This is a genomic window from Antricoccus suffuscus (assembly GCF_003003235.1).
Classification (GTDB): Bacteria; Actinomycetota; Actinomycetes; order Mycobacteriales; family Antricoccaceae; genus Antricoccus; species Antricoccus suffuscus.
The window spans coordinates 36,443-59,678 of sequence record NZ_PVUE01000007.1 but is presented as its reverse complement, the minus strand read 5'-3'; the positions used below and the strand labels follow the sequence as shown (position 1 = coordinate 59,678).

Here is a 23,236-nt window from a genome sequence, read left to right as displayed (position 1 = left end):
ACACAATGCTCGACGTAGAAGTAGAGACGGCCAGCGGGATCCTCCGCGGGTTTGAGGATGACGACCTCGTCCACTGGCGTGGCGTGCCATACGCCGCGCCACCCGTTGGGACACAACGCTTCCGCGCGCCACAAGCACACCCTCCGTGGCGCGGCGTACGTGATGCCTCGTCGTACGGCGCGGTGGCCCCGCAGAAACGAACCACTGCCGCGTTTGGTGTCGGGCGGCGTACTCAGGTCAGCGAGGACTGCCTCACGCTCAACATCACCGCACCCCGCATGCCCGCAGACGCCCCGCGCCCCGTCATGGTGTTTGTCCACGGTGGCGCGAACACGCTCGGTACCGGTTCGGTGCCCTTGTACGACGGGGTCGAGCTGGTGCGCCGCGGTGACATTGTCTACGTGTCGATCAACTATCGCCTCGGCGTACTCGGGTTCATGAATTTCTCGGCGTACTCAACGGCGGAACAAAAGTTCGAGTCCAATCTTGGCCTCCGGGACCAAGTAGCGGCGCTGCAGTGGATCCACGACAATATCCGCGCATTTGGAGGTGACCCCGATCGAATCACCGTCTTCGGTGAGTCCGCCGGAGCAATGGCAGTCACGGCGCTCATGGCGACCCCGGCCGCCCACGGACTGTTCGCGCGCGCAATTGCGCAAAGCTCGGCGCCGGCACTGGTCAACAGCCGTGAACGGTCCGAGCATCTCGCGGCGGACTTTCTCGAGACGGCGGGAATCCGGCCGACGCAGGCACCAAAACTGCTGATGAGCGTCGAGCCGGCACACCTCGTTCGCATGCTCGACAAGCTCACCAAGAAATACGCCGCAGACCAGCCGGGACTCAACCCGGTGGCGCTGGCCGTCGACGGTGACTACCTCCCGAAGCTTCCGATCGACGCGTTCGCCGATGGCACCGCCATGCAGGTGCCGCTTATCATCGGCACGAACAGGCGCGAAGCTGCATTGTTTGCCAAGCTAGGCAATGTGCTGCCCACGACGCCGGCGCTCATCGAGAAGCTGTTTGGCAACACTGATCCTGACGCGCTTGACCGTGTCACGGCGGCCTATTCGGGCTATCCGAGCAAACGCGCGGCGATCGCGCTCGGCGGCGACCACATTTTCTGGTGGCCGTCTGTGCTCGTCGCTGACGGCCACAGTGCGCACGTCCCGACGTACGTCTATCGCTATGACTACGGCACCCGGTTCCTGCGGATGGTTGGGTTGGGAGCTACACATGGCATCGAGCTGTTCGCGGTGTTCGGCAAGACCCGCAGCGGGATTGCCCGGCTATTCACCAGTCTGGGCGGCGGACGCGGATTCGAGGAGGTGGGCTCGCGAATGCGCGATCAGTGGTTGCTCTTTGCACGTGCTGGCCACCCGAGCACGGACTGGCCGGCCTACACGGCGGAGAGCCGCAAGACGATGATCTTCAAACGACGCGACGAGGTCGTCGTCGACCCGCACTCGATCCGCCGCGAAGCATGGACCGGCTACCGCAACTACACCTAAACAGCCATCCGTCACAAAATCCGGAAATTTCGTGACGGATGGCGGGGTATTTTGTGACGGATCGCGGGGCTAGGCGACCAGACCTGCGAGCTTCGACGAAATGAGCTCTTCGGCCTCGCTGGCGATGCGGCCAATCAGCTCGGCGCACGTCGGGATGTCGTTGATGATGCCCTGCACCGTGCCGGCCGACCAGATGCCGCCGTCAATGTCTCCGGTCTCGTAGACGGTCTTGCCGCGCACGCCGGCCACCAGGTCCCGCACATCCTCGAACTGGCCGCCTTCGGCGAGAATGCCGACGACCTCGTCCGAGACGGCGTTCTTGGCGACCCGCGCTGTGTTGCGCAGCTGACGGAAGATCAGGTTGGTGTTGCGCTCGTCGCCGTCGACCAGTGCCTGCTTCACATTTTGGTGGATCGGAGCCTCAGCGGTGGCCATGAAACGGGTGCCCATGTTGATGCCATCGGCACCGAGTGCAAGCGCCGCGACCAAGCCACGCGCATCACCGAAGCCACCGGAGGCGATCATCGGGATCGTGATCTTCTCGGCCGCGGCCGGGATCAGCACGAGCCCGGGGATGTCGTCCTCGCCCGGGTGGCCGGCACACTCAAAGCCGTCGATGCTGATGCCGTCGACACCGACCGACTGCGCCTTGACTCCGTGCCGCACGCTGGTGCACTTGTGCAGCACCTTCACGCCAGCAGACTTGAAGTCGGGCATGTGGTCGACGGGGTTGAACCCGGCGGTCTCGACGATCTTGACGCCCGAAGAGATGATGGCGTCGCGGTACTCGGCGTACGGCGGCGGGTTGATCGCCGGCAGAATGGTCAGATTGACGCCGAACGTCTTGTCCGTCAGGTCGCGGGTACGGGCAATCTCCTTGACGAGATCCTCCGGTGTCGGCTGCGTCAGCGCGGTGATGAAGCCGAGACCGCCCGCATTAGCGACGGCCGCTACCAGCGGGGCGCGGCCGACCCACTGCATGCCGCCCTGGACGACGGGGACTTCCACGCCAAATGTCTCGGTGAACTTTGTCTTCAGCACGGGCTGCCTCTTTCGGTATTTGGGTAGAGATCGGTTTAAACCTGATCTCGAAGTTAGCATCCACCGAATCCGATTCGGTTAGGGCGACCGCCGTACTCCAAATACCGCCGGAACTAGGCGTCGCCGTCGAAGAGGCTCGTCACCGAGCCGTCTTCGAAGATCTCCTTGATCGCCCGCCCAACAAGGGGGGCAATAGACAGCACCGTCAACTTGTCCATCCGCATGTCCTCTGGGATCGGCAGCGTGTTGGTGATGATGACCTCGCGTGCCTTCGACGCTCGTAGCCGCTCGGCCGCGGGACCGGACAGCACGCCGTGCGTCGCAGCGATGACGACGTCTGCGGCGCCGTCTTCCATCAGCGCGTCGGCGGCCTGGCAGATCGTGCCCCCGGTGTCGATCATGTCGTCGATCAAGATGCACAGCCGGCCCTTGACCTCGCCGACCACCCGGTTGGCGACCGCATGGTTGGCGCGAGTGACATCGCGAGTCTTGTGGATGAACGCGATCGGCGTACCGCCAAGGGACTCACTCCAGCGCTCCGACAGACGCACCCGGCCGGAGTCCGGCGAGACGACGGTGATGTCGCGGTCGGCGTACTTCTTGGCGATGTAGCTAGTGAGGATCGGCGTGGCGTAGAGGTGGTCGACGGGACCGTCGAAGAAGCCTTGGATCTGGGCAGTGTGCAGGTCGACCGTCATAATCCGGTCGGCGCCAGCGACTTTGTACATATCGGCGACCAGGCGCGCGGTGATCGGCTCACGTCCGCGGCTCTTCTTGTCCTGGCGCGCATAGGGATAGAACGGCGCTACGACGGTGATGCGCTTCGCCGAGGCGCGCTTGAGCGCGTCGACGAGGATCAACTGCTCCATGAGCCAGTCGTTGATCGGTGCCGTGTGGCACTGGATGACGAACGCATCAGAACCACGCGCGGACTCCTCTGAACGTACGTAGAGCTCGCCATTGGCGAAGGCGTACGACGAGGTCGGAGTCACCGTAACTCCGATACTGCGAGCGATTTCCTCGGCAAGTTCCGGATATGCCCGGCCCGAGAAGACCATCAGACTCTTCTGGCTGGGAGCCTCCAGAGTGCTCATACAGTTAGTTCCAATCCTTCGTCGAAGGTCATTCGACCGGCTCTGAGCCCGTCGCCTGATCGGCCGAGTCGGATCCCGCACCGGCCGCGAGCGCGGCTTTCGCCGTCGGCGTACCCGCCCGATTTTTCACTACCCAGTCTGGGATGTTTCGCTGTGGTCCCCCTGAAACTGCGAGCGAGCCCGGGGGTACATTGTGGCGAATAACAGCGCCCGCGCCGCTCGCCGAACCGTCACCGATCTCGACCGGCGCGACGTACATATTGTCCGAGCCCATCCGGCAGTGCGCGCCGACGATCGTGTGGTGCTTGTTGACCCCGTCGTAGTTGACGAACACGCTCGAGGCGCCGATGTTGGTGCCCTCTCCGATCGTCGCGTCTCCGACGTACGTCAGATGCGGCACCTTGGCGCCCTCGCCGATATCAGCGTTCTTCATCTCGACGAAGGTGCCCGCCTTGGCCCCCTTGCGCAGAATCGCCTTCGGTCGCAGGTAGGCGAACGGCCCGACCGAAACCTCCGGCCCGACGACGGCGAGGTTGGCATGCGTACGAATGATCACCGCGTCCGCGCCCACCTCGGTGTCGATCAATGTGCAGTCCGGACCTATCTGAGCCCCTGTGTCGACCGCGGTGGCACCGAGCAGCTGGACGTTGGGCTGGAGGGTGACGTCGGGGGCGAGCTGTACGTCGACGTCGATCCAGGTTGTCTGCGGGTCGACGACCGTGACACCCTCGCGCATCCACTTGGTCACGGTCCGCGCGTTGAGCTGGCGGCCACGTTCGGCGAGCTCCACCCGGTCGTTGCAGCCTAAGGTCTCCTCGAAATCCGGTGCGACATACGCGCCGACCTGCCTGTTTTGCTCGAGAAGCAGGGTGACGGCCTCGGTCAGGTATTCCTCGCCCTGCGCGTTGTCCGTGCTCAACCGGGCCAGCACGTCGCCGAGGATCGCGCCTTCGAACGCGTATGCACCGGCGTTGATCTCGGTAATCGCGAGCTGTTCTGCGGTGGCGTCCTTGTGCTCGATCACGGCACGGACCTGGTCACCGTCGCGCATGATCCGGCCGAGCCCGTCCGGGTTCGGTACGTCGGCGCTGAGGATCGTCATGGCGTTCCCGGCGTCCTCATGCGCCCGGCACAGCGCCGCGAGTGTGTCCGGGCCCAGCAGCGGTACATCACCGTTGAGCACAAGAATCGTGCCGGCCGGATCATCGATCGCGGCCAGTGCCAGCCGAGTCGCATGACCGGAGCCGTTCTGCACATCCTGCACGACCGGCTCGCTGGATGGCGCGATCTCCATCAAATGCTCCGTGACCGATTCGCGACCGGCGCCGACGACAACGACGGTGTGTCTCGCCTGGAGTGGTGATGCCGCGGCGAGTACGTGTCCAAGGAGGCTACGGCCGCCGATGCTGTGCAGAACCTTGGGCATTTTGGACTTCATGCGGGTACCCGCGCCTGCGGCGAGTACGACGACGGCGGTGGGCGCACCGATCACTAGTAACTCCTGCGGTCGCTCTGATGTGGCTGGGGGACTCGGACTCGAACCGAGACTGCAAGGCTCCAAAGGCCTGCGGGCTGCCGATTACCCCATCCCCCATTCGCGGATGCGGACACGTAAGCCTAACGTGCCGCTACCTCACAGTCGAAAAGGTGTACACGAAAGACTGGCTACGGTACCGTAACTTACGCAAACGTAACCGTTGTCTCCTTGAATCGAAGGCCGTCATATGCCCCCTTCCAGCGCTACTGCCGTAGCTCCGGCACCCGCCCCGACTCGCGTAAGTGGCGGATCCGGTGCGAAGCGGCCAATCAGCGACGAACGCAAGGGTCTTGCCGAGCAGATCGCCTTGTACGCCGTCGTCATCTTGCCGTTCTTGGCGCTGATCGCGGCAATTCCGTTGGCTTGGGGCAAGTGGCTGAGCTGGACCGATGTCGTCATTGCGCTCGTCTTCTACGTGGTCAGCGGGATGGGCATCACGGTCGGATACCACCGGCATTTCACCCACGGCTCATTCAAGGCGAAGATGCCGCTACGCGTCTTCCTCGGCATCGCCGGATCGCTCGCCGTACAAGGCCCGATAATCCAGTGGGTCGCCGACCACCGGCGTCACCACGCCTATTCAGATCGTGACGGCGACCCGCACTCGCCGTGGCGTTATGGGACCAGCGTCGGCGCGCTGACCAAGGGCTTGCTGCACGCGCACGTCGGGTGGCTGTTCGAACGCGAGCAAACAAACAAGGAGCGATTCGCGCCGGACCTCATCGGCAACAAGACGCTCAAGCGCACCTCTGACCTGTTCGGCCTGTGGGTCATCGTCAGCCTCGGCCTGCCGGCACTCATCGGCGGCCTCGTGACGTGGTCCTGGGGCGGCGCGCTGTCGGCCCTGTTCTGGGCCGGCTTCGTGCGGATCGGCGTACTTCATCACGTCACCTGGTCGATCAACTCGATCTGCCATGCAGTCGGCGAGCGCCCCTTCTCCTCGCGTGACATGTCCTCGAACTTCTGGCCGCTGGCCATTTTGAGCTTCGGTGAGTCATGGCACAACCTGCACCACGCCGACCCCACCGCCGCGCGGCATGGGGTCATGCGCGGACAGATCGACATCTCGGCACGCACTATCTGGATCTTCGAGAAGCTCGGCTGGGCGAGTAGTGTCAAGTGGCCGTCGAAAGAACGTATCGCGGCCAAGCTCGTAGCCGAGGGCTAGCAGGACACTGTTCACTGAATCGCCACCTCTGCCCTCAACCACAACGCCGCCAACCACCAACGACAGGGCGACTGTTTGAAATGCGTATGACGGGTGCCGAACGGCGCCAACAACTGATCAGCATCGGCCGCGCTCTGTTCGCAGAGCGCGGTTTCGATGGTTCGTCGATCGAGGAGATTGCGGCTCGGGCGCACGTGAGCAAGCCCGTTGTCTACGAACACTTCGGCGGCAAGGAAGGCCTGTACGCCGTCGTCGTAGACCGTGAGATCGCCAACCTGCTCGGCCGCTTCGAGGCGGCCCTCGGCAGAGGGCACCCGCGCCAGCTGCTCGAACACGCCGCCCTCGCGCTGCTGGACTACATCGAGGAAGAGACCGACGGGTTCCGCATTCTGATCCGCGACTCCCCGGTCACCAGCTCCACCGGCGGCTTCTCAAGCCTAATTAACGACGTCGCCAGCAAGGTCGAGTACATCCTCGACCGGGAGTTCAAGTCCCGCGGCTACGAGACCAAGCTCGCCGGCCTCTACGCGCAGGCCCTCGTCGGCATGGTCGCGATGACGGGCCAGTGGTGGTTGGAAGAGCGCAAGCCCAAGAAGAACGAAGTCGCCGCGCACTTGGTCAACCTGTCGTGGAACGGCTTGCGGCACCTTGAGAGCAAGCCGAAAGTCATCACCCGCAGCGTGAAGTAAGCCACCTCCGCGCCGGTACGCCGGCCGCGCGCCTGTCGCGTCGCTCCTCCCGCTGGCGGGATTTCGCGACAGGCGACGGTTTTCCATTCGAGGATCAGTTAGGCTAACCTAATAGCGTTACCTATGGAGGAAACCTTGAGCGGCTACCGACTGTTTACCGACCTGCGTATCGGCACGGTGCAAGACCTGTCGCCATCGTTCCGACGGATCACGTTCCGAGGCCCACAGCTCAGCGCGATGGCACACGACGGCCCCGACCAACGGATCAAGCTCGTGCTGCCACACGCGGCGACCGGATTCTCAACGTTTCCCGTCGACACCGACAATTGGTACCCCGTCTGGCAAGCGGTCCCGGCGAACGCCCGAAACCCGATCCGCACCTTCACGATTAGCGCCGTCCGTCCCCATCGCAACGAGCTCGACGTCGACTTCGCGGTCCATGGTGATGGCGGTCCGGCCTCGGCGTACGCCATCGCGGCGCAACCGGGTGACCCCATCTTCATCGTCGGACCGGACGTCACCCTCGATGGCCCACCCAACGCGGGCGTCGGCTGGAACCCACCCTCAGGCGGCACCGAGTTCGTCATCGGCGCCGACGAGACCGCCGTGCCAGCGGCGCTCAACATTCTCAAGTCACTGGCCGAGAACGCCGAGGGAACTGCGGTGCTCGAGGTGCCGAGCACCCTCGACGAGCGCGCGGTGGAGGCGCCACCCGGTGTCAGGGTGCACTGGGTGCCTCGCGACCGGATGGAGCAGAACAGTGGGTTTGGCTCACTCCAGGAGGCGATCTACCGGATTGCCGCACACCGACGCGCGGAGCGCCGGATGCCAGCCCTCGTCGGTGCCGAGACGTTGCCCGCGCCAAGCGCCGAGGAAATGGTGTGGGAGATCCCCGAGATCACCGCGAATAGCGGACCCTACTTCTGGCTGGCCGGCGAGGCCGGATGTATCACCTCGCTACGCCGTCAGTTGGTGGGCGAACTCGGCATCGATCGCCGATCGGTTGCCTTCATGGGCTACTGGCGCGAAGGCCGCGCACTCGACTAGCCCACCCCGGCTGGTCCGCTCGAGTAGTGACCGTCAACCGATGATGCGGGCCCCGGTCACGGGACCGGTCGCCGTACGCACCGTCCGGCACACGCCGGCGCCCGCGACGCGAGCGGCAACATCCACAGCGTCCTCCTCGTTTTGCACCAGGAAGGCGTACGTCGGGCCCGAGCCACACAGCAACGCCGCTCTAGCGCCCTCGTCCAGACCGGCCCGCTTCGTCTGGCGCAACGACGGCATCAGCGAGATCGCGGCAGGTTCCATGTCGTTACTCAACGATTCGGCGAGCAGGTCGAGGTCTCGTGAGCGCAGCGCGTTCATCAGATCGGTCGGCGTCTGAAGCTCGACGTCGTCCTGCCCGTCCCGGATCCTGTCCAACTCGGCATACACCGTCGCTGTCGACAGGCCCGACTTCGCGATCGCCAGCACCCAGTTCCACTTCCCGGAGGCAAGAACCGGCGAAAGCCGCTCCCCACGACCGGTGCCGAGCGAGAGCCCGCCCGTCAGCGAGAAGACCACGTCACTACCTAGCTGCGCACCGAGCCCCACGAGGTCGTCACGGTCGGCGCCGGTCTGCCAGAGTGCATCGCAGGCGATCAGCGTCGCGGCCGCATCGGCACTGCCCCCGGCAAGCCCAGCAGCGACGGGGATCGACTTGCGGATCTCCAGATGCACGTCAGGATCTATACCGGCCTGTTTTGCCAGCAGCGCCGCCGCCTGCCACGCCAAGTTGCGCTTGTCTCTCGGCACATCCTTGACGCCTTCGCCCGTCACCTCAAGGCTCAGCCCCTCGGACTCGCTGGCGACAACCTCATCCGAGATCGACAAGGCACAGAAAACGGTCAGCAACTCGTGAAACTTGTCTTTTCGAAGCGGGCCGACGCCCAGGTGCAGATTCAGCTTGGCCGGCGCGCGCGCGAGCACGACGTCATCCACGCGAATGGGTGCGGTCACGCACTTCTCCTCTGCCTAAGTTTGCCGCGAACACTACGGCATCGGCGGTCGCCGACACGTCAGTTCGTCCCTTCATCATTGTCGGTCCGCCGGTCGTGCGCCATGGCGATCGCCACGAACTGCTCGATGCCGAGCGTCTCACCGCGCGCCATTGGGTCGACACCGGCGCTGACCAGCAACTCAGAGGCGCGGGCCGACGATCCGCCGAGCCCGTCGAGCGCCGCGAGAGCGGACCGGAGCATCTTTCGCCGCTGCGCGAAGGCGAGGTCAACGATCGCGAACACCTTGGCGCGGTCAATCGACCCGGGCGGGGTGGCGCGCCGCACGAGCGAAACCAGCGACGAGTCGACGTTCGGCGCCGGCCAGAAGATCGACCGGCTGACCGTGATCGAGAGCGAGACATCGGCGTACCAGGCAGCCTTCGCAGACGGCGAGCCGTAGACCTTGGAGCCGGGCTTGGCCGCCAGCCGTCGGGCGACCTCGGACTGCACCATGACCAAGATTCGATCGATCGAGGGAAAAGTTGCCAGCATGTGCAGCAGCACCGGCACGGAGATGTTGTAAGGCAGGTTCGCCACGAGAGCCGTCGGCACCGGCTCAGGGAGGCTGCGAATGGTCATCGCATCATCCGGTACGACGACAAGACGCGCGGCGTTGTCCGGCTGCAGTTCTTGTACCGTCTGCGCGAGTCGACCGGCCAGCGCGGAGTCAATCTCCACCGCCACCACGCGGTGCCCGGCATCGAGCAAGCCTAAGGTGAGCGATCCGAGTCCAGGGCCAACTTCCAGCACGACGTCGTCCGGCAGAAGGCGCGCCGCAGACACGATACGACGCACCGTATTGCCGTCGTGGACGAAGTTCTGGCCCAGCGTCTTGGTAGGACGAATACCCAGCTCGGCGGCCAGCTCTCGAATGCGGGTCGCCCCGAGGAGTCTTCCAGGTACGGCGACGTCATTCACACTGACCATCCAACAGCACGGCGCGAGGAGCCGGAGAGGTGGCTTCCGCACGCCCGCCGACCACGGGCACGGCGCGGGTCAGTCGGAGAGGTGGCTTCCGCACTCCCATTGGCCTGCGCCGGAGCGCATGTAGAGCATCTTGGCGCGAGCGAGCTGTTCCTCAGGGGCGGCATCGACCGGGTTGCCCGATCCACCGACGCTCGCCCAGGTCGCAACCGAGAACTGATAGAGGCCGAAGTACTTGCCGTTGGTCTTGTTAACCGCTTTGGGGTTGTTCGTCGACTCGCACATGCTCAACGCATTCCAGTTGAGCGCGTTGACGTTGGCCGGGAACTCCTTCGCGCCGACCGACACGACCGCGTTAACCGGCGGCGTGAGTACGGCGGTCGCAAGATCCGTCCGGGATGTCTGCACGCCGTTGGTCGACTGCACTTGCACCGTCACCGCCGCGAGACCATTGACTCCGGCGGTCAGCACGGACTGAAGGCCGACGTACTGGTTGGGGTCAGGCTGCTGAGTGGTCGCATAAGGCAGCACGCGCTGCTCGGTGACCGTGCTCAGTGAGACACGGGTGACGGACACTTGCAGACCGGCGGTGACCGGAGTGTCGCGGGGCACGGACAGCTCATCGGTCTCGCTGAGCGGGATGCCGGCGCGCGTGATCGCCTCGGCGGCGGTGGTGGCGGTCGTCAGGACCGTCTGCGTCTGGCCGTCTGCGGTGACCGTGATCGGCTTCGGCGCGGTCAGTGTCAGTGACTCCCCACCGACCGGGATACGGGTGCCACGTGAGGCGCTCACGCCGTGATCATTCAGCCCGAGCTGGTCGAGAGCCTCGTTAACGGTCAGGGCGGCGACCCACTTGACCGACTTCTTGCCGTCAATATTGAGCGTGAGCGGGCGGGCGTGGGTCACGGTGACCGTCTGGCCGTCCTTGATCACGGCCGACTTCGTGGGGCTCACCAGGTCTTTGTTGGACGCCTTCACGCCAGAGTCGGCTAGTACGCCGCTCACGTCAGCGGCGTACGTCGAGACGGTCTGAGTCTTGCCGTCCACGTCCAGCTTTACCGACTTGGAGAGGCTCGCGAACGCGAGCGTGCCGGCGACCAACGCGGCGGTAACGACCGCGAACAACGCGTGCCGGAGCACCGACCGACGCCGAGCCCGCGTCGGGGCCAAGGCCGGCTCAGCCGCCTCGTCGTGCGCTACATCGGGTTCGTCGTGCGCTACGTCGGTCTCGTCGTGCGCTACATCGGTCTCGACGTCGACCGATGTAGCAGACTCTAGAACATCTGCTGATTTGTCGGTCGTCTGGCCGTGAATCCGGTCGAACGCACGAGGGCGTGGCGCGCTGTGCTTGCCCATCGTCGACACCTACCTCACTCAAAATTTCTTTGGATTGTTCTCAAGACGTGACACCTGTTAAACGGCGTCACAAAACACGAGGAGCGGCGGCTGACCGATTTTCGGTCAACCGCCGCCCTTCGTTAAGTGCTACGAAAGCAGCTTCGGTCCACAGGACGGCCACGGCGAGATGCCGCGAGCGTTGTAGAGGTTCTGCGCGATGGCAGTCTGCTGAGCCGCGGAGGCATCCAGCGGGGAGCCGCTGCCGCCGTTGGCGTTCCAGGTCCTCTGGTCAAACTGGTAGAGGCCCATGTAACCGGCCGGGCTGACTGCCTTCGGGTTGCCGCTGGACTCGCACTGCGCGAGCGCCGGCCAGTTGAGGCCGCCGGAGCTGGGAATCGCGCCGGCATTACTGCCTCCGCCGGAACTGCCTGCGCCGGAGCCGCTGGGCGCCGGAGCAGCGGCGACCGGGGCTTCCTTGGTACCGACATTGACCACTTCGTTGACCGGGGCCACGGTAACCTGCGCCGAGACCTGCGTCTTGGCGGACACGACGCCGTTGGTCGTGGTCACGGTGTAGGTGACGACCTGCTCGCCCGCGACGCCCTTGGTGACGACCTTCTTGTCGCCCTTGTTCATCGTGCCGTCAGGCTGCTCGCTAGTGCTGTAGGGCACCGGCTGAGCTTCCTGAGTGGTCGTCGTACGCACCCGCGTCACATCGACCTGCATGCCGGACGTCACTGGTGTGTCGACGGCTGGGGTGGTGAAGTCGCCTTCGACGAGCGAGATGCTCTGCGCGTCGAGCACGTCCTTTACGGTCGCGCCGGTAGAAACCACGGAAATCGCCTGGCCGTCGACGTTGATCGCCACGGTCTTCGGTGTGGTGACCTCGAGCGAGGCACCCTTGAGCGGCAGGCGCTGCGAGCGGGACGCCGATACATCGGCCCCGCCGTCGATGCCAAGCTGCGAAAGAGCTTCTTCAACGGTGTACGCGGTCACCCATTTTTTAGAGTGAACCCCATCGATATCGATGGCGAGAGGACGCGCGCGGTTGAGCACGATGGTCCCGCCATCGGCCACTGCGGCGGTGAGCTTCGGGGTGAGGTCGTCGCGCTTGACGACCTTTACGTTGGCGTCCTTGAGGACACCTTCCACGTTGGAGGCATACGTCGAAACGCTTTGGGTCTTGCCATCTACAACGAGCTTTACAGATTTGTCGAGCGCTTTGAATGCGAAGGTGCCGCCGGCAATTGCTGCGACGGCCAAAACGCTAAGGCCTACTTTGTACGATCGGCGCACAGTTCTCCGATGGTCGGTGTTCCCAGGCAGGGGAATGTCACGGTCACACGCGTGCACTTGTCGTACGCGCCCGACTCGAGCACGTCTGTGCCGCAATATCGCGATCTATGCGCCCGACATGTCGACGTGGCTCACCACAGCGACAAACTCGTTCCGTGATTGTTAGGGCTTCCCCACCCTGGCGTTCGGTCACAAGAGCATAACGGAGATGTGTATATCGGGCTACAGTACGGACCGCATTTCGAGGGTTAACCTAAGTTCGCAATCCGCTGGCCGCGCGAAACGATCCCACATAGTGGTCTATCTAACGTCCGCTGGGGACGGCATCCTCGCTCGCGGCGCGGTGCACATACTCGGCGATCTTGCGCAGCTGGATCCCCCACTGGATGAGGAACCCGGCGATGAGTACGGCGGCGATTGCGGCCGCCAGGCCCAGGGTCAGAAGGCCGGCGCCCACCGCGCCATTTCCGCAGCCGTTGGCGGACGCCGACAGGCCGGTGCCGATACCGACGATCGCAAGCGAGCCGAGCGACAGCAGCGTCACGGCACCAACAGCGGTGTGCGCGATGGCCGACCGGGCCGCGTCGTCGACCATCACGTCCGCTCCATCTACCGGGATTCTGCGGCCGGGTACCAGCCGCAGTAACGCAGCCTCGCCGACCAGCCACGCGAGCACGACGAGCCCAAGGATGGTCAGGCTGACACTGTCGCTGGGACCGGAGCTGGTCTGAATGGTGCAGCCGGACGTCAGCAGAAATCGCGGCGCGCTGTCGAGATAGCCGACCACCGCCACCCCGGACCCGACGAGCGCCGTCACGCGCATCGCCCAGCCGAGCTCGCTGACGTTGATCGGACGTTTACCGCTCGTCAATTTCCATTTGACTCGGAGCGGTACGGCGGTGCCGATGAGTACGCCGAAGACGCCACCGATGACCAGCGTCGGGATCCAGAAGAATACGGTCGACTCGCCGCCGTAGACCCCCATGATCACGACGACCACCAGCGCAACGGCCACGCCCAGATAACTGCTGCGGCCGCGGCGACGTACCGAGGCAGCCATCGTCGCGTCGGCCTCGGCCGTGGGGCGCAGGAAACTCAGCGCCTCATAGTCCATCGTGCGCCTGCCGGCCGCTGCGAACCAGAGCCGAGCGAGCACGACGGCGGGAATGATCGCAATAATCACGAACACGGCGACGATAAATCGGCCCACGATCGCCCCTCCCGTCCGTCGTGGCTGACTGCCAGCCGACACATGCTGAAATTCGATGCGTCGTAGAGACCGCTATTGGTGATTATCTCCCACAATTGCGCGCGCGACTACTTGCGGTCGCCTTCGGCGTTTACCAGGGTCCGTAAACTCGTTCAGAGTTGTCACTCAGCGCCGTACACAGTTCGGTCAGATCTTCGCCGCGCGCTTCGGCGAGCGCGCGAACGGTGAGCGGCACGAGGTAGGAGGCGTTGGGCCGCCCGCGGTACGGCGACGGCGTCAGGAACGGCGCATCCGTCTCCACAAGCAGCAGGTCTCGCGGGGCCGCGGTGGCCGCGTCACGCAGATTCTGCGCCTTCGCAAACGTCGAGTTACCGGCGAAGCTCATGTAATAGCCATGCTCGGCGCATTTGTGCGCCATCGACACGTCCCCGGAATAGCAGTGGAAGACCACCGTGCGCGGCGCGCCCTCCTCAGCGAGCACCCGGAACACATCGTCGTGGGCGTCGCGATCGTGGATCATCAATGCCAGGTCGTGCCGTTTGGCGATGTCGATGTGACGGCGGAAGGACAGCTCCTGCCGCGCAAGCTCGTCGCTGCCTTGCGTGCGGAAGAAGTCCATCCCGGTCTCCCCTACCGCGCGCACCCGCGGACGCGAGGCGAGTTCGTCGATCTCGGCGAGCGCCGCTTCGAACCGTTCGCCGATCAGCATCGGCGCCTCGTTAGGGTGCACGGCGACCGCCGCCAGGACGCCCGGGTGCGCATCGGCGAGGTCGGCGCTCCACCGAGAAGACGCGACGTCGACGCCGACCTGGACGACCCGGTCGATGCCGACGCTCGCGGCCTTGGCGAGCGCCTCTTCCGGCGTACCGGGTACGGCGTCGAGCACGATGTCAAGGTGCGTGTGGTTGTCCACGACCGGCACCGGTAGCGCTTCTGGCAGGGGTGGTGGATCGCCCGCGCGGCCATGCGAGCGCTTGTTGGCCATCAACTGGCTGACTCCTCGATCCGGGGAAACAGTACGTCGCCCTTGGTCACGGTCGTACCCGCCGGCAGTTGACCCCACTTGCCGGCCGAGGTGAGCGGCTGGTCGTCGAGCGCGCCGATCGACCGGTCGGCGCCGAGCGATGCCCAGAGCTTGGCCGACGCCTGCGGCATCACCGCGTTATGCAGCACGGCGACGGCCCGCAGCACCTCGGCACATGCGTAGAGAATCGTCGCCAACCGGGACTGCGCGTCGGCCGACTCGTCTTTGGCGACCTTCCACGGCTGCTGTTCGGTGATGTAGCCGTTGACACGCGTGACCAGGTCGTGAGTAGCGGTAATGGCCTCATGGATCGCCAGCCGCTCCATGGCGTCATCGGCGACCTCGACAGTCTTGCGCAACGACTCCGCGAGCGCGTCCTCCGCCTCCCCAAGCGCACCTGGCTCGGCGAGGATCCCTCCGTGGTACTTGCCGACCATGGCCGCTACCCGGGAGGCGAGGTTGCCGAGATTGTTGGCCAGCTCGTCGGCGTACACGGCGCTGATGTGCTCCCACGAGAACGACGCGTCGGAGCCGAACGCGATGGTCTTCATGAAGTAGTAGCGGTAGGCGTCCACCCCGAAGGTATCGGTGATCTCGCGCGGGTGGATCGCGGTCGCGTTGCTCTTGGCCATCTTTTTGCCGCCGACGAGTAGGTAACCGTGCGCAAAGACCCGCTGCGGCACCGGCAGACCAGCAGCCATCAGCATCGCCGGCCAGATGACCGAGTGGAAGCGCAGGATGTCGCGGCTCATCAGGTGGACCGGCGGCCAGAACTTCGCGAATTTCTCCGGGTCGTCGTATACCCCGACGGCACTGGTGTAGTTGAGCAGCGCATCGATCCAGACGTAAAGCACCTGGCTGTGGTCCCAAGGAACCTGGATTCCCCAGTCGAACGTCGACCGGCTGATAGACAGATCCTGCAGGCCCGCTTCGACATAGTTGCGGATCTCGTTGCGCGCGGCCGACGGGCCGACGAAGTCCGGCTGCTCGTCGTACAGAGCCAGTAGTCGGTCCCCGAACTCGCTGAGCTTGAAGAAGTAGTTCTTCTCGCTGATCTCCTCGACCGGCCGTTCGTGAATGAGGCAGAGGCCATCTTCGGTCAGGTCGGCTTCCTGCTTGAACTCCTCGCAGTCAACGCAATACAGCCCGGTGTACTGGCCCTCATAGACGAAGCCCGCGTCGTACAGCCGCTGCCAGAACTCCTGGACCTGCGCGACGTGGTCCGGGTCTGTCGTACGGATGAACCGGTCCGGCGTGATGTCGAGCAGGTCCCACGCGGGCTTCCACTCATCGCGGACCAGGTCATCGACAAACTGCTGCGGGCTCTTGCCGTTCTTTTCGGCGCTGCGCAGCACCTTTTGTCCGTGCTCATCGGTGCCGGTGAGCATGTAGGCCATCTCGCCGCGCTGCCTGTGCCACCGCGTCAGTACGTCGGCGGCCGTCGTTGTGTAGGCGCTGCCAATATGCGGCGCGGCCGTCACGTAGTAGATCGGCGTCGTGATGAAGAAGCTCTTACCTAGCATGCCTACTAGGCTATTCGCCCCGGCAACGTGATTTGGCACCGGTCCGCGGAGCGCATCCTCATCGATTTCTCAGGTTGGATCGCACGTCGCTGATAACCTCACACAGACACCCGTCGAACCCTTGTGCGGAGGTATGCCCATGGCTGCGCGCGAACCGTCATCTCAGCATCAAGCTCCATCGCGGCATCGAATCCCGCTCAGCATTCCGCGCAATATTCCCAACCCGGCCGCATTGGTACGGCGCAAAAGCTCGGCCACCCGCACCGGTCCGGAGATCGCCGGACCCGCCCACGATCCGATCGTCCGATGCGCCGTCTATGCCAAGGGCAAGATCATCAGTCACGATGCGCCCTTTCGCGAGGCCAGCCGCATCGCCAAGGAATGCGACGGATTCGTCTGGATGGGACTGCACGAGCCGACCGCGCTCGAGTTCGAGGCAATCGCCGACGAGTTCGGACTACACCCGCTTGCCGTCGAAGACGCGGTCATGGCGCATCAGCGCCCGAAGCTCGAGCGGTACGACGACACGCTGTTCTTGGTACTCAAGACCTGCCGGTACGTCGAGCACGAGACGCTCACCGCCAGCAGTGAGGTCATCGCCACCAGCGAGGTGATGGTGTTCCTCGGCGCCAACTTCGTCATCACCGTCCGGCACGGCGATTTCGGCGAGCTCGGCGATATGCGCCGCCGCCTCGAACACGACGACAACGGCCTGCTCGAGCTCGGCCCGGCGGCGATAATGTACGCCGTCGCCGACACCGTGGTCGACCGCTACCTCGAGGTCGCCAATGACGTCGAGATCGACCTGGACGAACTGGAGGAAAGTGTCTTCGCGCCCAATCGGACTCAGGAACCGTCCCGTATCTATCAACTCAAGCGGGAGCTCCTGGAGCTGAAAAGGGCAGTCTCACCGCTCGCCATACCTCTGCAGACCCTTTCGAATCGGTCACTGCCGCTGGTCCCCGAGCCGATCCGAGAGTATTTCCGCGACGTAGAAGACCACCTGTCCCGGGTCCGCGACACCGTCTCGGGACTTGACGAATTGCTCTCCTCGATCCTGCAGGCCTCGATCGCGCGACTGTCACTGTCCGAAAACGAAGACATGCGCAAAATTACGTCGTGGGCCGGTATTCGCTAAACACGCATCTGATAACTTCTCGGCATGAGATCGCCGAAGCGCCTACCGCCAGCCGCACCTAGCGCCACCGCCTCCATCTACGTCCGCCTGTCCCGCGAGGCCCGCGAGGAGAACCTCTCGAAGGGTGGCATGGAGGCGGACTGTCGCGCGACCGCCGAGCGTCTCGGTCTGGCCGTGGTCGCCGTCCACATCGACGACGGCATCTCTGGCGCCGTGCGCGACCGCTCCGAGTTCGTTGCCTGGCTGGACGATGCTCGCTCGCTACGCGCCGACACCCTCGTTACGTGGGCGGTCGATCGCCTGACCCGTGAGGGCGTCAACGTGGCCGCCATGATTCTCGACGTCCTAGAGTCCAAGGACGTACGCACTGGCCGTGTCGTCGGCGCCCCGGTCCGCCTGGTCGATACGCGCGGAATGGACTCGTCCGGCGACGATACGTCGTTCCGCTTCTCGTTCGTGATCGCCGCAGAGGTGGCAAGGGCAGAGCGAGAGCGGATGCGTGAGCGCACGCGCGCCGCCTATCGCCGTCTTGCATCCTCCGGTCGCCACTCGGGCGGAGTCCCACCGTTCGGCTTCCGCACGATCCCCAACCCAAACGGCCCCGGCAAGGTTCTAGCTCAGGCTCCGTCGGAGGCCGCGTTCGTCCGTGAGGCGGCGCAGCGTGTGCTTACTGGTGAGCCGATGGTCTCGGTTCTCCGCTGGGCGAACGGCCCCGATGGGCATGCCCCCCGTAAGGCGGCTCGGTGGTCGCGCGTCGCACTCCGACAGGTCCTCACTGGCAACGCGGTGGCTGGCCGTGTAGTGCATACGGTGGATGGCCGTACGTCGCCCGTAGTCGACGCTCATGGCGACCCGGTGACTATTCCCGCGATCCTAACGCCCGACGAGAGCGCGGCGGTCACGGCGGCCATCGCGCCGAAGTCCGGCACCCGCGCCCAGTGGACCCGTACGCCGACCCGTATCTTGTCCGGCATCCTCCGGTGCGCCTCATGCGACACGCCGCTACAGGTAGCCGTGCGCAGCGATGGACACGCCACCTACCGCTGCCAGATCAACCAAGGGCAACCCGGCACCTGTCCTCGTAGCGTCTCGGTAACGGCGCGATTCATCGACGAGTACGTCGAGGCGGAGTTCCTGACCGCGTGGGGCGACTCGCCCGAGTACGTCCGGCACGCCTCGGTCGCTGGCGCTGCCAACATCGCCGCCGCAGAGGTGGCCGTCGCGGCCGCGCTATCTGACCTCGCGGCCGACGCGACGCCCGAGGCATTCGCCGCTCTCCAGGCCGCCCAGGCGGTACGCACGGAGGCCACCGCCGTACCCCAAGAGGCGGTAGTCACCCTGACCCCCACCGGGCGGACGGTGGCCGAGGCATGGGGGGAGTCCGACATACCCGGGCGTACCGCTCTCCTAGCCACTAACTACAGCACCATCGTCGTACGTCCTGGAGGTCGCGGCTTCCGCACGCTCGACCCTCGCCGCGTGACCATGATCGCCCAGCCTCCCCACATCGCAGGCGTAAGCGCCGAGCCCTACCGCAGAGGCGGCGCCGTAGTCGACGGGTAGGCGCTACCTACCGGAGACTCATTGCTTAAAGCGTGCGCCGTTTGCGGCGACCTCTCGACCTCGACGCGCTGCCCTTCTCACACGCCGCGTCGCACCGACGAACCGAACAGACCGAGCGCGCATCGTCGAGGCTACGGTCACAGTTGGCAAGCGCTCTCGCGAGAGGCGCGACGACTGCAACCTTGGTGCTCCGATTGCGGAACCGGCGAGGACTTGACCGCCGACCATCTCGTATTTCCTGCCCTCTCACTCGTCGACGTCGACGTCGTCTGTCGTTCCTGTAACTCGAAACGCGAGCCGATCCGAGGCGCGCGCGGCGTCGGTCGTCGCTCAAGACCAGGGGACGTGGCCCTCTCGACCCTCTTAGAGACCGGAGGAGAGAGGACCGATGTCTAACTCTCTCCCAGAGCCGTATTAAGCCTCCGCGTTTCCGCAGGTCAGAGGGGGTGTCGCTCTCTCAGAATCGCCTAGATATGGCGACCGGTACCTCAGGTACCCCCTAGAATCCTGGAGCCTTACAGATGGCCCCTTCACGCCCTGGGCCAAAGGCCCCAATCACAGCGCCGCCGCTCGACTTCTCACACCTACCGCCGCGCGGATGGGAGCGCGTCGAGGCGTTCGCGACCAGATACCTCAAAGTACCCAAGGGCACAGGAGCCGGTGACCCGTTTCTACTCCGGCCGTGGCAACTCGACATCATCAAGGGCCTATTCCCCCAGTGCACCGAGACGCGGCCGCGTCAAGGTCTGCTAAGCCTGCCTCGCGGCAACGGCAAGACCGCCCTCGCTGCCGTGCTCGCGCTCTACGCGCTGTTCGCAGACGATACGGCGTCGGCTCAGGTGCTCATCGTCGCATCGGACGAGAGGCAAGCGCGGCACGTATTCACCGCCGCGCGCCGCATGATCGAACTAGCCCCGAGTCTCGACGAGCAAGTGCACGTTTACACGGACCGTATCGTCGTCCCGCACACCGGATCCGAACTTCGCACGCTGCCCGCCGACGTCGGCGCGCTGCAAGGCTGGGACCCGTCACTCATGATCGTGGACGAGCTCCACGTCGTCACCGAAGACGTCTGGGAGGCCGTCTCCTCGGCGTCCGGCAAACGCGAGACGTCGCTAACGCTCGCCATCTCCACGCCGTCCGATTCCGTCGAGTCGGTCATGTTCAAACTCGTGGAGTACGGCCGCGCCGACGACGACGCGTCGTTCTACTTCAAGGAGTACGCGGCGCCCGCAGGTTGCGCCCTCGACGACGAGACCGCCTGGTACACAGCCAATCCAGCGCTCGACGACTTCCTCCACATCGACGCCATGCGCGCACAGTCCCGCACTATCCGCGAGCCCGCGTTCCGTCGCTACCGCCTCGGCCAGTGGGTCGGCTCCGAGGACACCTGGCTTAAGTTCGGCGTCTGGGACGGGCTCGCGAATCCCGACCGCGTCGTTGCCCCCGGCTCTCGTGTGGCCCTTGGCTTTGACGGCTCCGTCTCCGGCGACTCGACCGCGCTCTATGGCGCGACCATCGAAGCACGCCCGCACATCTTCCTCGTCGGCGTCTGGAATAACCCCGGCTCCGACGACTGGAAGGTGCCACGCGCCGAGGTACGCGCCGCCGTCGACCGCGCGTTCTCGACGTACGACGTCGTCGAACTCGCCGCTGACCCGTGGGGCTGGCAATCCGAGTTGCAATCGTGGGCCGAGACGTACGGCGAGCGCCGCGTCGTCGAGTTCAACACCGGCTACCGCAAACGCATGGCACCGGCTACAGACCTTATGTACCAGGCAATCCAGGACGGCCGCGTCTCTCATGACGCGGACCCGACGCTACGAGCACACATCAGCAACGCGCAGGCCGTGACGACGGCGCAGGGCGACGTTTTGCAGAAGGACGAGCGCAAACGTAAGCGCCGTATCGACGCCGCCATAGCGGCCGTCGTCGCGCACGCGCGCGCCCATCACTACCTGACCCATAAACCTAAGAAACGAGCCGTGTCTTGGTAAATCCAATCGACCTCGCCGCCACATTCTCCGATCAACTCGACGCGCAGGCGTCCGACCTCGCGGCGCTAGACCAGTACCTAGAGGGCACCCAGCCCGCCGCGTTCCTATCGCCCGAGAGCCGTAAGGCACTCGGTAACCGGCTCCAGGTGCTCTCGGTCAACTTCCCCCGCCTGGTCGTAACCTCCATCGCCGAGCGTCTCAACCTAGAAGGCTTCCGTACCGAGGATCCCGCCGTCGGCTCCGAACTCTGGCGCGTCATGAAACGTAACCGGATGATCGACGGCGCGGCGACGGCGCACATGGAGGCGCTCGCCCTCGGCCGATCGTTTGTGATCGTCTGGGCAGGCCGCACGCCAGAGACCCCACTCGTCACCGTCGAGTCCGCGCGGCAGGTCGCCGTGACGCGAGATCCCGCTACCGGCGAGGTCGTCGCGGCCGCTAAGCGTTGGGTCGCAGGCGATCGCGCCTACATGACCCTCTACGAGCGCGACCACATCACCCGCCTTATCTCGGCCGAGACCATCACGTCCGGCACCGCGATTCCAACGGGCGGCTGGCAGGTCCGCGAGACCCTCGACAATCCGCTCGGCGTCGTACCCGTCGTCCCCTTCATCAACCGTGGCCGTCTCCTCGACACGCTCGGTCGCTCCGAGATGTCAGACGTCATGGGACTAGCCGACGCCGTAAACAAGGTCACCTCGGACATGCTCGTCACGTCGGAGTTCTACGCGCGGCCGCGTCGCTGGGCGACCGGCCTAGAGATCATGGAGGACGACGAGGGCAACCCTGTTAACCCCTTCACCGACGGCCCGGACCGCGTCTGGCAGAGCGAGAGCCCGGAGACCCGATACGGCCAGTTCGACGGCGCACGCCTCGACGGCTACTCAGACAGCCTCGCGACTCTCACGCAGCAGATCGGCGCCCTAGCTGGACTTCCGCCGCATTACCTCGGCCTCAACGGCGACCAGCCACCCTCCGCCGACGCTATCCGCAGCGCCGAGGCGTCGCTCGTCGCCATCGCTCGCGCTCGTATGCGCACGTTCGGCGACGATTGGGCCGACGTCGCCCGCCTCATCTACGCGGTACGTCACGGCGTCGACGTGGACACGCTCGAAGTGGACACTGTCTGGTCGGATCCCGAGACCCGCACACCGGCACAGTCCGCCGACGCGGCCGCTAAGTTGCGCGGCGTAGGCGTCGCTTTGTCTACTGTGCAAGACATCTCGCTTGGATGGACACCCGAACAGATCGAAGCCGACCGCGTCGCACGCCGCTCTGAGGCGCTCGACGCGTCCGGCGTAGACCTCGCTGCCCTCCTGCCGTGACGCCGACGGACGAGTCCGCGCTCTACGTTGCTTTCATGGGTCACGCGGACGCCACGGCCGAGCGACTCGTAGGCCTCCATGCGCGCCTCCTCGCTGGCGAGTTGAGCCGCGAGCAGTTCATAGCCCTTGCGGCCGCGCTCGTCGGTCGCGCTCAGGCTCAGGCATACGCGCTCGCTGACCTGTCACTCGCCGCGTGGGTCACCGCTCAGACCGGCACGGCCGCGCCGACGCTCGGCCTCCTCGCGTCCGTCAACGTCGACAGACTCCGCGACGGTCTCACCACGCTTATTAGTGTCGTCGACCATGACGAGCCGGGGCCCCGCGTCGCTCGGTATGGGCGCGCTGAGACGGCCGGTGCATTCCAGGATGCCTACTCGGACGGTATGCGGTCGCGGCCGGAGGTCGGTGGATACACGCGAAGGCTCAACGTCGCGGCGTGCGAACTGTGCCACTGGCTCTATCGCGACGGCTACGTGTGGGCCGCGAGCAAGCCGTTTCACCGCCATCCAGGGTGCGGATGCCATCCGGAGCCTGTGTTAGCCCTCTGAACTTAACCAAAGGTGGGATTGGCGGACTATAGCCTATTAGCCCTTTATAGAGACCTCTTCTTAAAGGGGTAATAGTAAACAGTCCACCAATCCCACTTTTGGTGAAGTTCACCCCAGAACACCCGTTCCGCCGCGTCCGAACGGTCGTCGGACGCACGCGGCGGCGACGCGTTAGGCAGTTATAGACCGTTTACACGCTCGCGACGCCTCATGAACTTAACCAAAGGTGGGATTGGCGGTCTATAGCCTATTAGCCCTTTATAGAGACCTC

At 64.9% G+C, this 23,236-nt stretch carries 19 protein-coding genes and 1 tRNA gene; 9 read left to right on the top strand and 11 right to left on the bottom strand.

The features are described 5' to 3' along the window. Positions 1-5 precede the first annotated feature (5 nt). Positions 6-1,508 carry a carboxylesterase/lipase family protein gene (locus CLV47_RS09985; protein ID WP_106348891.1) on the top strand — a complete coding sequence of 501 codons (1,503 nt, stop codon included), beginning with the start codon at positions 6-8 and terminating at the stop codon, positions 1,506-1,508. A gap of 69 nt (positions 1,509-1,577) precedes the next feature. Here CLV47_RS09985 and CLV47_RS09980 read toward each other — a convergent pair whose 3' ends face one another. The 4 genes from CLV47_RS09980 to CLV47_RS09965 all read right to left on the bottom strand — a co-directional run bounded on the left by CLV47_RS09980 (position 1,578) and on the right by CLV47_RS09965 (position 5,237). Continuing rightward, positions 1,578-2,549, bottom strand: coding sequence for an NAD(P)H-dependent flavin oxidoreductase (locus tag CLV47_RS09980; protein WP_272946794.1), 972 nt, complete (start codon positions 2,547-2,549; stop codon positions 1,578-1,580). Between the two features lie 113 nt (positions 2,550-2,662). After that, entirely contained in the window at positions 2,663-3,643 is a 981-nt protein-coding gene (locus CLV47_RS09975) for a ribose-phosphate diphosphokinase (protein WP_106348889.1), read from the bottom strand. 28 nt (positions 3,644-3,671) lie between these two features. After that, entirely contained in the window at positions 3,672-5,135 is a 1,464-nt protein-coding gene (gene glmU / locus CLV47_RS09970; RefSeq protein ID WP_238145310.1) for a bifunctional UDP-N-acetylglucosamine diphosphorylase/glucosamine-1-phosphate N-acetyltransferase GlmU, read from the bottom strand. 26 nt (positions 5,136-5,161) lie between these two features. Further along, positions 5,162-5,237: transfer RNA gene (locus CLV47_RS09965), tRNA-Gln, on the bottom strand. Between the two features lie 130 nt (positions 5,238-5,367). On the opposite strand from CLV47_RS09965, the gene CLV47_RS09960 reads away from it, so the two are divergent. The 3 genes from CLV47_RS09960 to CLV47_RS09950 all read left to right on the top strand — a co-directional run bounded on the left by CLV47_RS09960 (position 5,368) and on the right by CLV47_RS09950 (position 8,084). Beyond that, positions 5,368-6,348 carry an acyl-CoA desaturase gene (locus CLV47_RS09960; protein WP_106348888.1) on the top strand — a complete coding sequence of 327 codons (981 nt, stop codon included), beginning with the start codon at positions 5,368-5,370 and terminating at the stop codon, positions 6,346-6,348. 80 nt (positions 6,349-6,428) lie between these two features. Beyond that, positions 6,429-7,037: a TetR/AcrR family transcriptional regulator gene (locus CLV47_RS09955; protein ID WP_106348887.1), complete on the top strand. Its 609-nt coding sequence runs from the start codon at positions 6,429-6,431 to the stop codon at positions 7,035-7,037. A gap of 123 nt (positions 7,038-7,160) precedes the next feature. Continuing rightward, positions 7,161-8,084, top strand: coding sequence for a siderophore-interacting protein (locus CLV47_RS09950; protein WP_106348886.1), 924 nt, complete (start codon positions 7,161-7,163; stop codon positions 8,082-8,084). 33 nt (positions 8,085-8,117) lie between these two features. Here the strand turns inward: CLV47_RS09950 and CLV47_RS09945 are convergent, their stop codons facing one another. The 7 genes from CLV47_RS09945 to metG form a co-directional block, all read right to left on the bottom strand. After that, a complete protein-coding gene (locus tag CLV47_RS09945) occupies positions 8,118-9,038 on the bottom strand; it encodes a 4-(cytidine 5'-diphospho)-2-C-methyl-D-erythritol kinase (RefSeq protein ID WP_238145309.1) in 921 nt (306 codons plus the stop codon). A gap of 59 nt (positions 9,039-9,097) precedes the next feature. Continuing rightward, positions 9,098-10,006 (bottom strand): 16S rRNA (adenine(1518)-N(6)/adenine(1519)-N(6))-dimethyltransferase RsmA, encoded by a 909-nt coding sequence (gene rsmA / locus CLV47_RS09940; RefSeq protein WP_106348885.1) that lies wholly within the window; start codon positions 10,004-10,006, stop codon positions 9,098-9,100. Between the two features lie 69 nt (positions 10,007-10,075). After that, entirely contained in the window at positions 10,076-11,359 is a 1,284-nt protein-coding gene (locus CLV47_RS09935) for a resuscitation-promoting factor (RefSeq protein ID WP_106348884.1), read from the bottom strand. A gap of 129 nt (positions 11,360-11,488) precedes the next feature. Continuing rightward, complete coding sequence (locus CLV47_RS09930; RefSeq protein WP_146135347.1) at positions 11,489-12,604, bottom strand: resuscitation-promoting factor; 1,116 nt, start codon at positions 12,602-12,604, stop codon at positions 11,489-11,491. A 337-nt stretch (positions 12,605-12,941) separates the two neighbouring features. Then, a complete protein-coding gene (locus tag CLV47_RS09925) occupies positions 12,942-13,847 on the bottom strand; it encodes a hypothetical protein (protein WP_146135346.1) in 906 nt (301 codons plus the stop codon). A gap of 130 nt (positions 13,848-13,977) precedes the next feature. Continuing rightward, a complete protein-coding gene (locus CLV47_RS09920; protein WP_106348881.1) occupies positions 13,978-14,832 on the bottom strand; it encodes a TatD family hydrolase in 855 nt (284 codons plus the stop codon). Continuing rightward, entirely contained in the window at positions 14,832-16,394 is a 1,563-nt protein-coding gene (gene metG / locus CLV47_RS09915) for a methionine--tRNA ligase (RefSeq protein WP_106348880.1), read from the bottom strand. Before metG ends, CLV47_RS09920 begins: the two co-directional genes overlap by 1 nt. Before the next feature lie 139 nt (positions 16,395-16,533). Between metG and CLV47_RS09910 the strand changes: the two genes are divergently transcribed. From CLV47_RS09910 to CLV47_RS09890, 5 genes are all read left to right on the top strand, one after another. Beyond that, on the top strand, positions 16,534-17,532 hold the full coding sequence (locus CLV47_RS09910) for a magnesium and cobalt transport protein CorA (protein ID WP_106348879.1): 999 nt from the start codon (positions 16,534-16,536) through the stop codon (positions 17,530-17,532). Positions 17,533-17,556: 24 nt separating this feature from the next. Continuing rightward, positions 17,557-19,095, top strand: a complete 1,539-nt coding sequence (locus CLV47_RS09905) for a recombinase family protein (protein ID WP_106348878.1) — start codon at positions 17,557-17,559, stop codon at positions 19,093-19,095. A 521-nt stretch (positions 19,096-19,616) separates the two neighbouring features. Continuing rightward, positions 19,617-21,092 carry a terminase large subunit domain-containing protein gene (locus CLV47_RS09900; protein ID WP_106348877.1) on the top strand — a complete coding sequence of 492 codons (1,476 nt, stop codon included), beginning with the start codon at positions 19,617-19,619 and terminating at the stop codon, positions 21,090-21,092. Continuing rightward, positions 21,086-22,417 carry a phage portal protein gene (locus CLV47_RS09895; protein ID WP_202862492.1) on the top strand — a complete coding sequence of 444 codons (1,332 nt, stop codon included), beginning with the start codon at positions 21,086-21,088 and terminating at the stop codon, positions 22,415-22,417. The genes CLV47_RS09900 and CLV47_RS09895 overlap by 7 nt, the downstream gene beginning before the upstream one ends. After that, entirely contained in the window at positions 22,414-22,965 is a 552-nt protein-coding gene (locus CLV47_RS09890) for a hypothetical protein (RefSeq protein WP_106348876.1), read from the top strand. The genes CLV47_RS09895 and CLV47_RS09890 overlap by 4 nt, the downstream gene beginning before the upstream one ends. Positions 22,966-23,236 lie beyond the last annotated feature (271 nt).

Bases quoted from the DNA above. Each gene is read 5' to 3' on its own strand.
- CLV47_RS09910 (WP_106348879.1), top strand. From the start codon at position 16,534: ATGGCTGCGCGCGAACCGTCATCTCAGCATCAAGCTCCATCGCGGCAT.
- CLV47_RS09935 (WP_106348884.1), bottom strand. From the start codon at position 11,359: ATGGGCAAGCACAGCGCGCCACGCCCTCGTGCGTTCGACCGGATTCAC.
- metG (WP_106348880.1), bottom strand. From the start codon at position 16,394: ATGCTAGGTAAGAGCTTCTTCATCACGACGCCGATCTACTACGTGACG.
- CLV47_RS09900 (WP_106348877.1), top strand. From the start codon at position 19,617: ATGGCCCCTTCACGCCCTGGGCCAAAGGCCCCAATCACAGCGCCGCCG.
- CLV47_RS09985 (WP_106348891.1), top strand. From the start codon at position 6: ATGCTCGACGTAGAAGTAGAGACGGCCAGCGGGATCCTCCGCGGGTTT.
- CLV47_RS09905 (WP_106348878.1), top strand. From the start codon at position 17,557: ATGAGATCGCCGAAGCGCCTACCGCCAGCCGCACCTAGCGCCACCGCC.
- CLV47_RS09975 (WP_106348889.1), bottom strand. From the start codon at position 3,643: ATGAGCACTCTGGAGGCTCCCAGCCAGAAGAGTCTGATGGTCTTCTCG.
- CLV47_RS09955 (WP_106348887.1), top strand. From the start codon at position 6,429: ATGCGTATGACGGGTGCCGAACGGCGCCAACAACTGATCAGCATCGGC.
- CLV47_RS09920 (WP_106348881.1), bottom strand. From the start codon at position 14,832: ATGGCCAACAAGCGCTCGCATGGCCGCGCGGGCGATCCACCACCCCTG.
- CLV47_RS09960 (WP_106348888.1), top strand. From the start codon at position 5,368: ATGCCCCCTTCCAGCGCTACTGCCGTAGCTCCGGCACCCGCCCCGACT.
- CLV47_RS09950 (WP_106348886.1), top strand. From the start codon at position 7,161: ATGGAGGAAACCTTGAGCGGCTACCGACTGTTTACCGACCTGCGTATC.
- rsmA (WP_106348885.1), bottom strand. From the start codon at position 10,006: ATGGTCAGTGTGAATGACGTCGCCGTACCTGGAAGACTCCTCGGGGCG.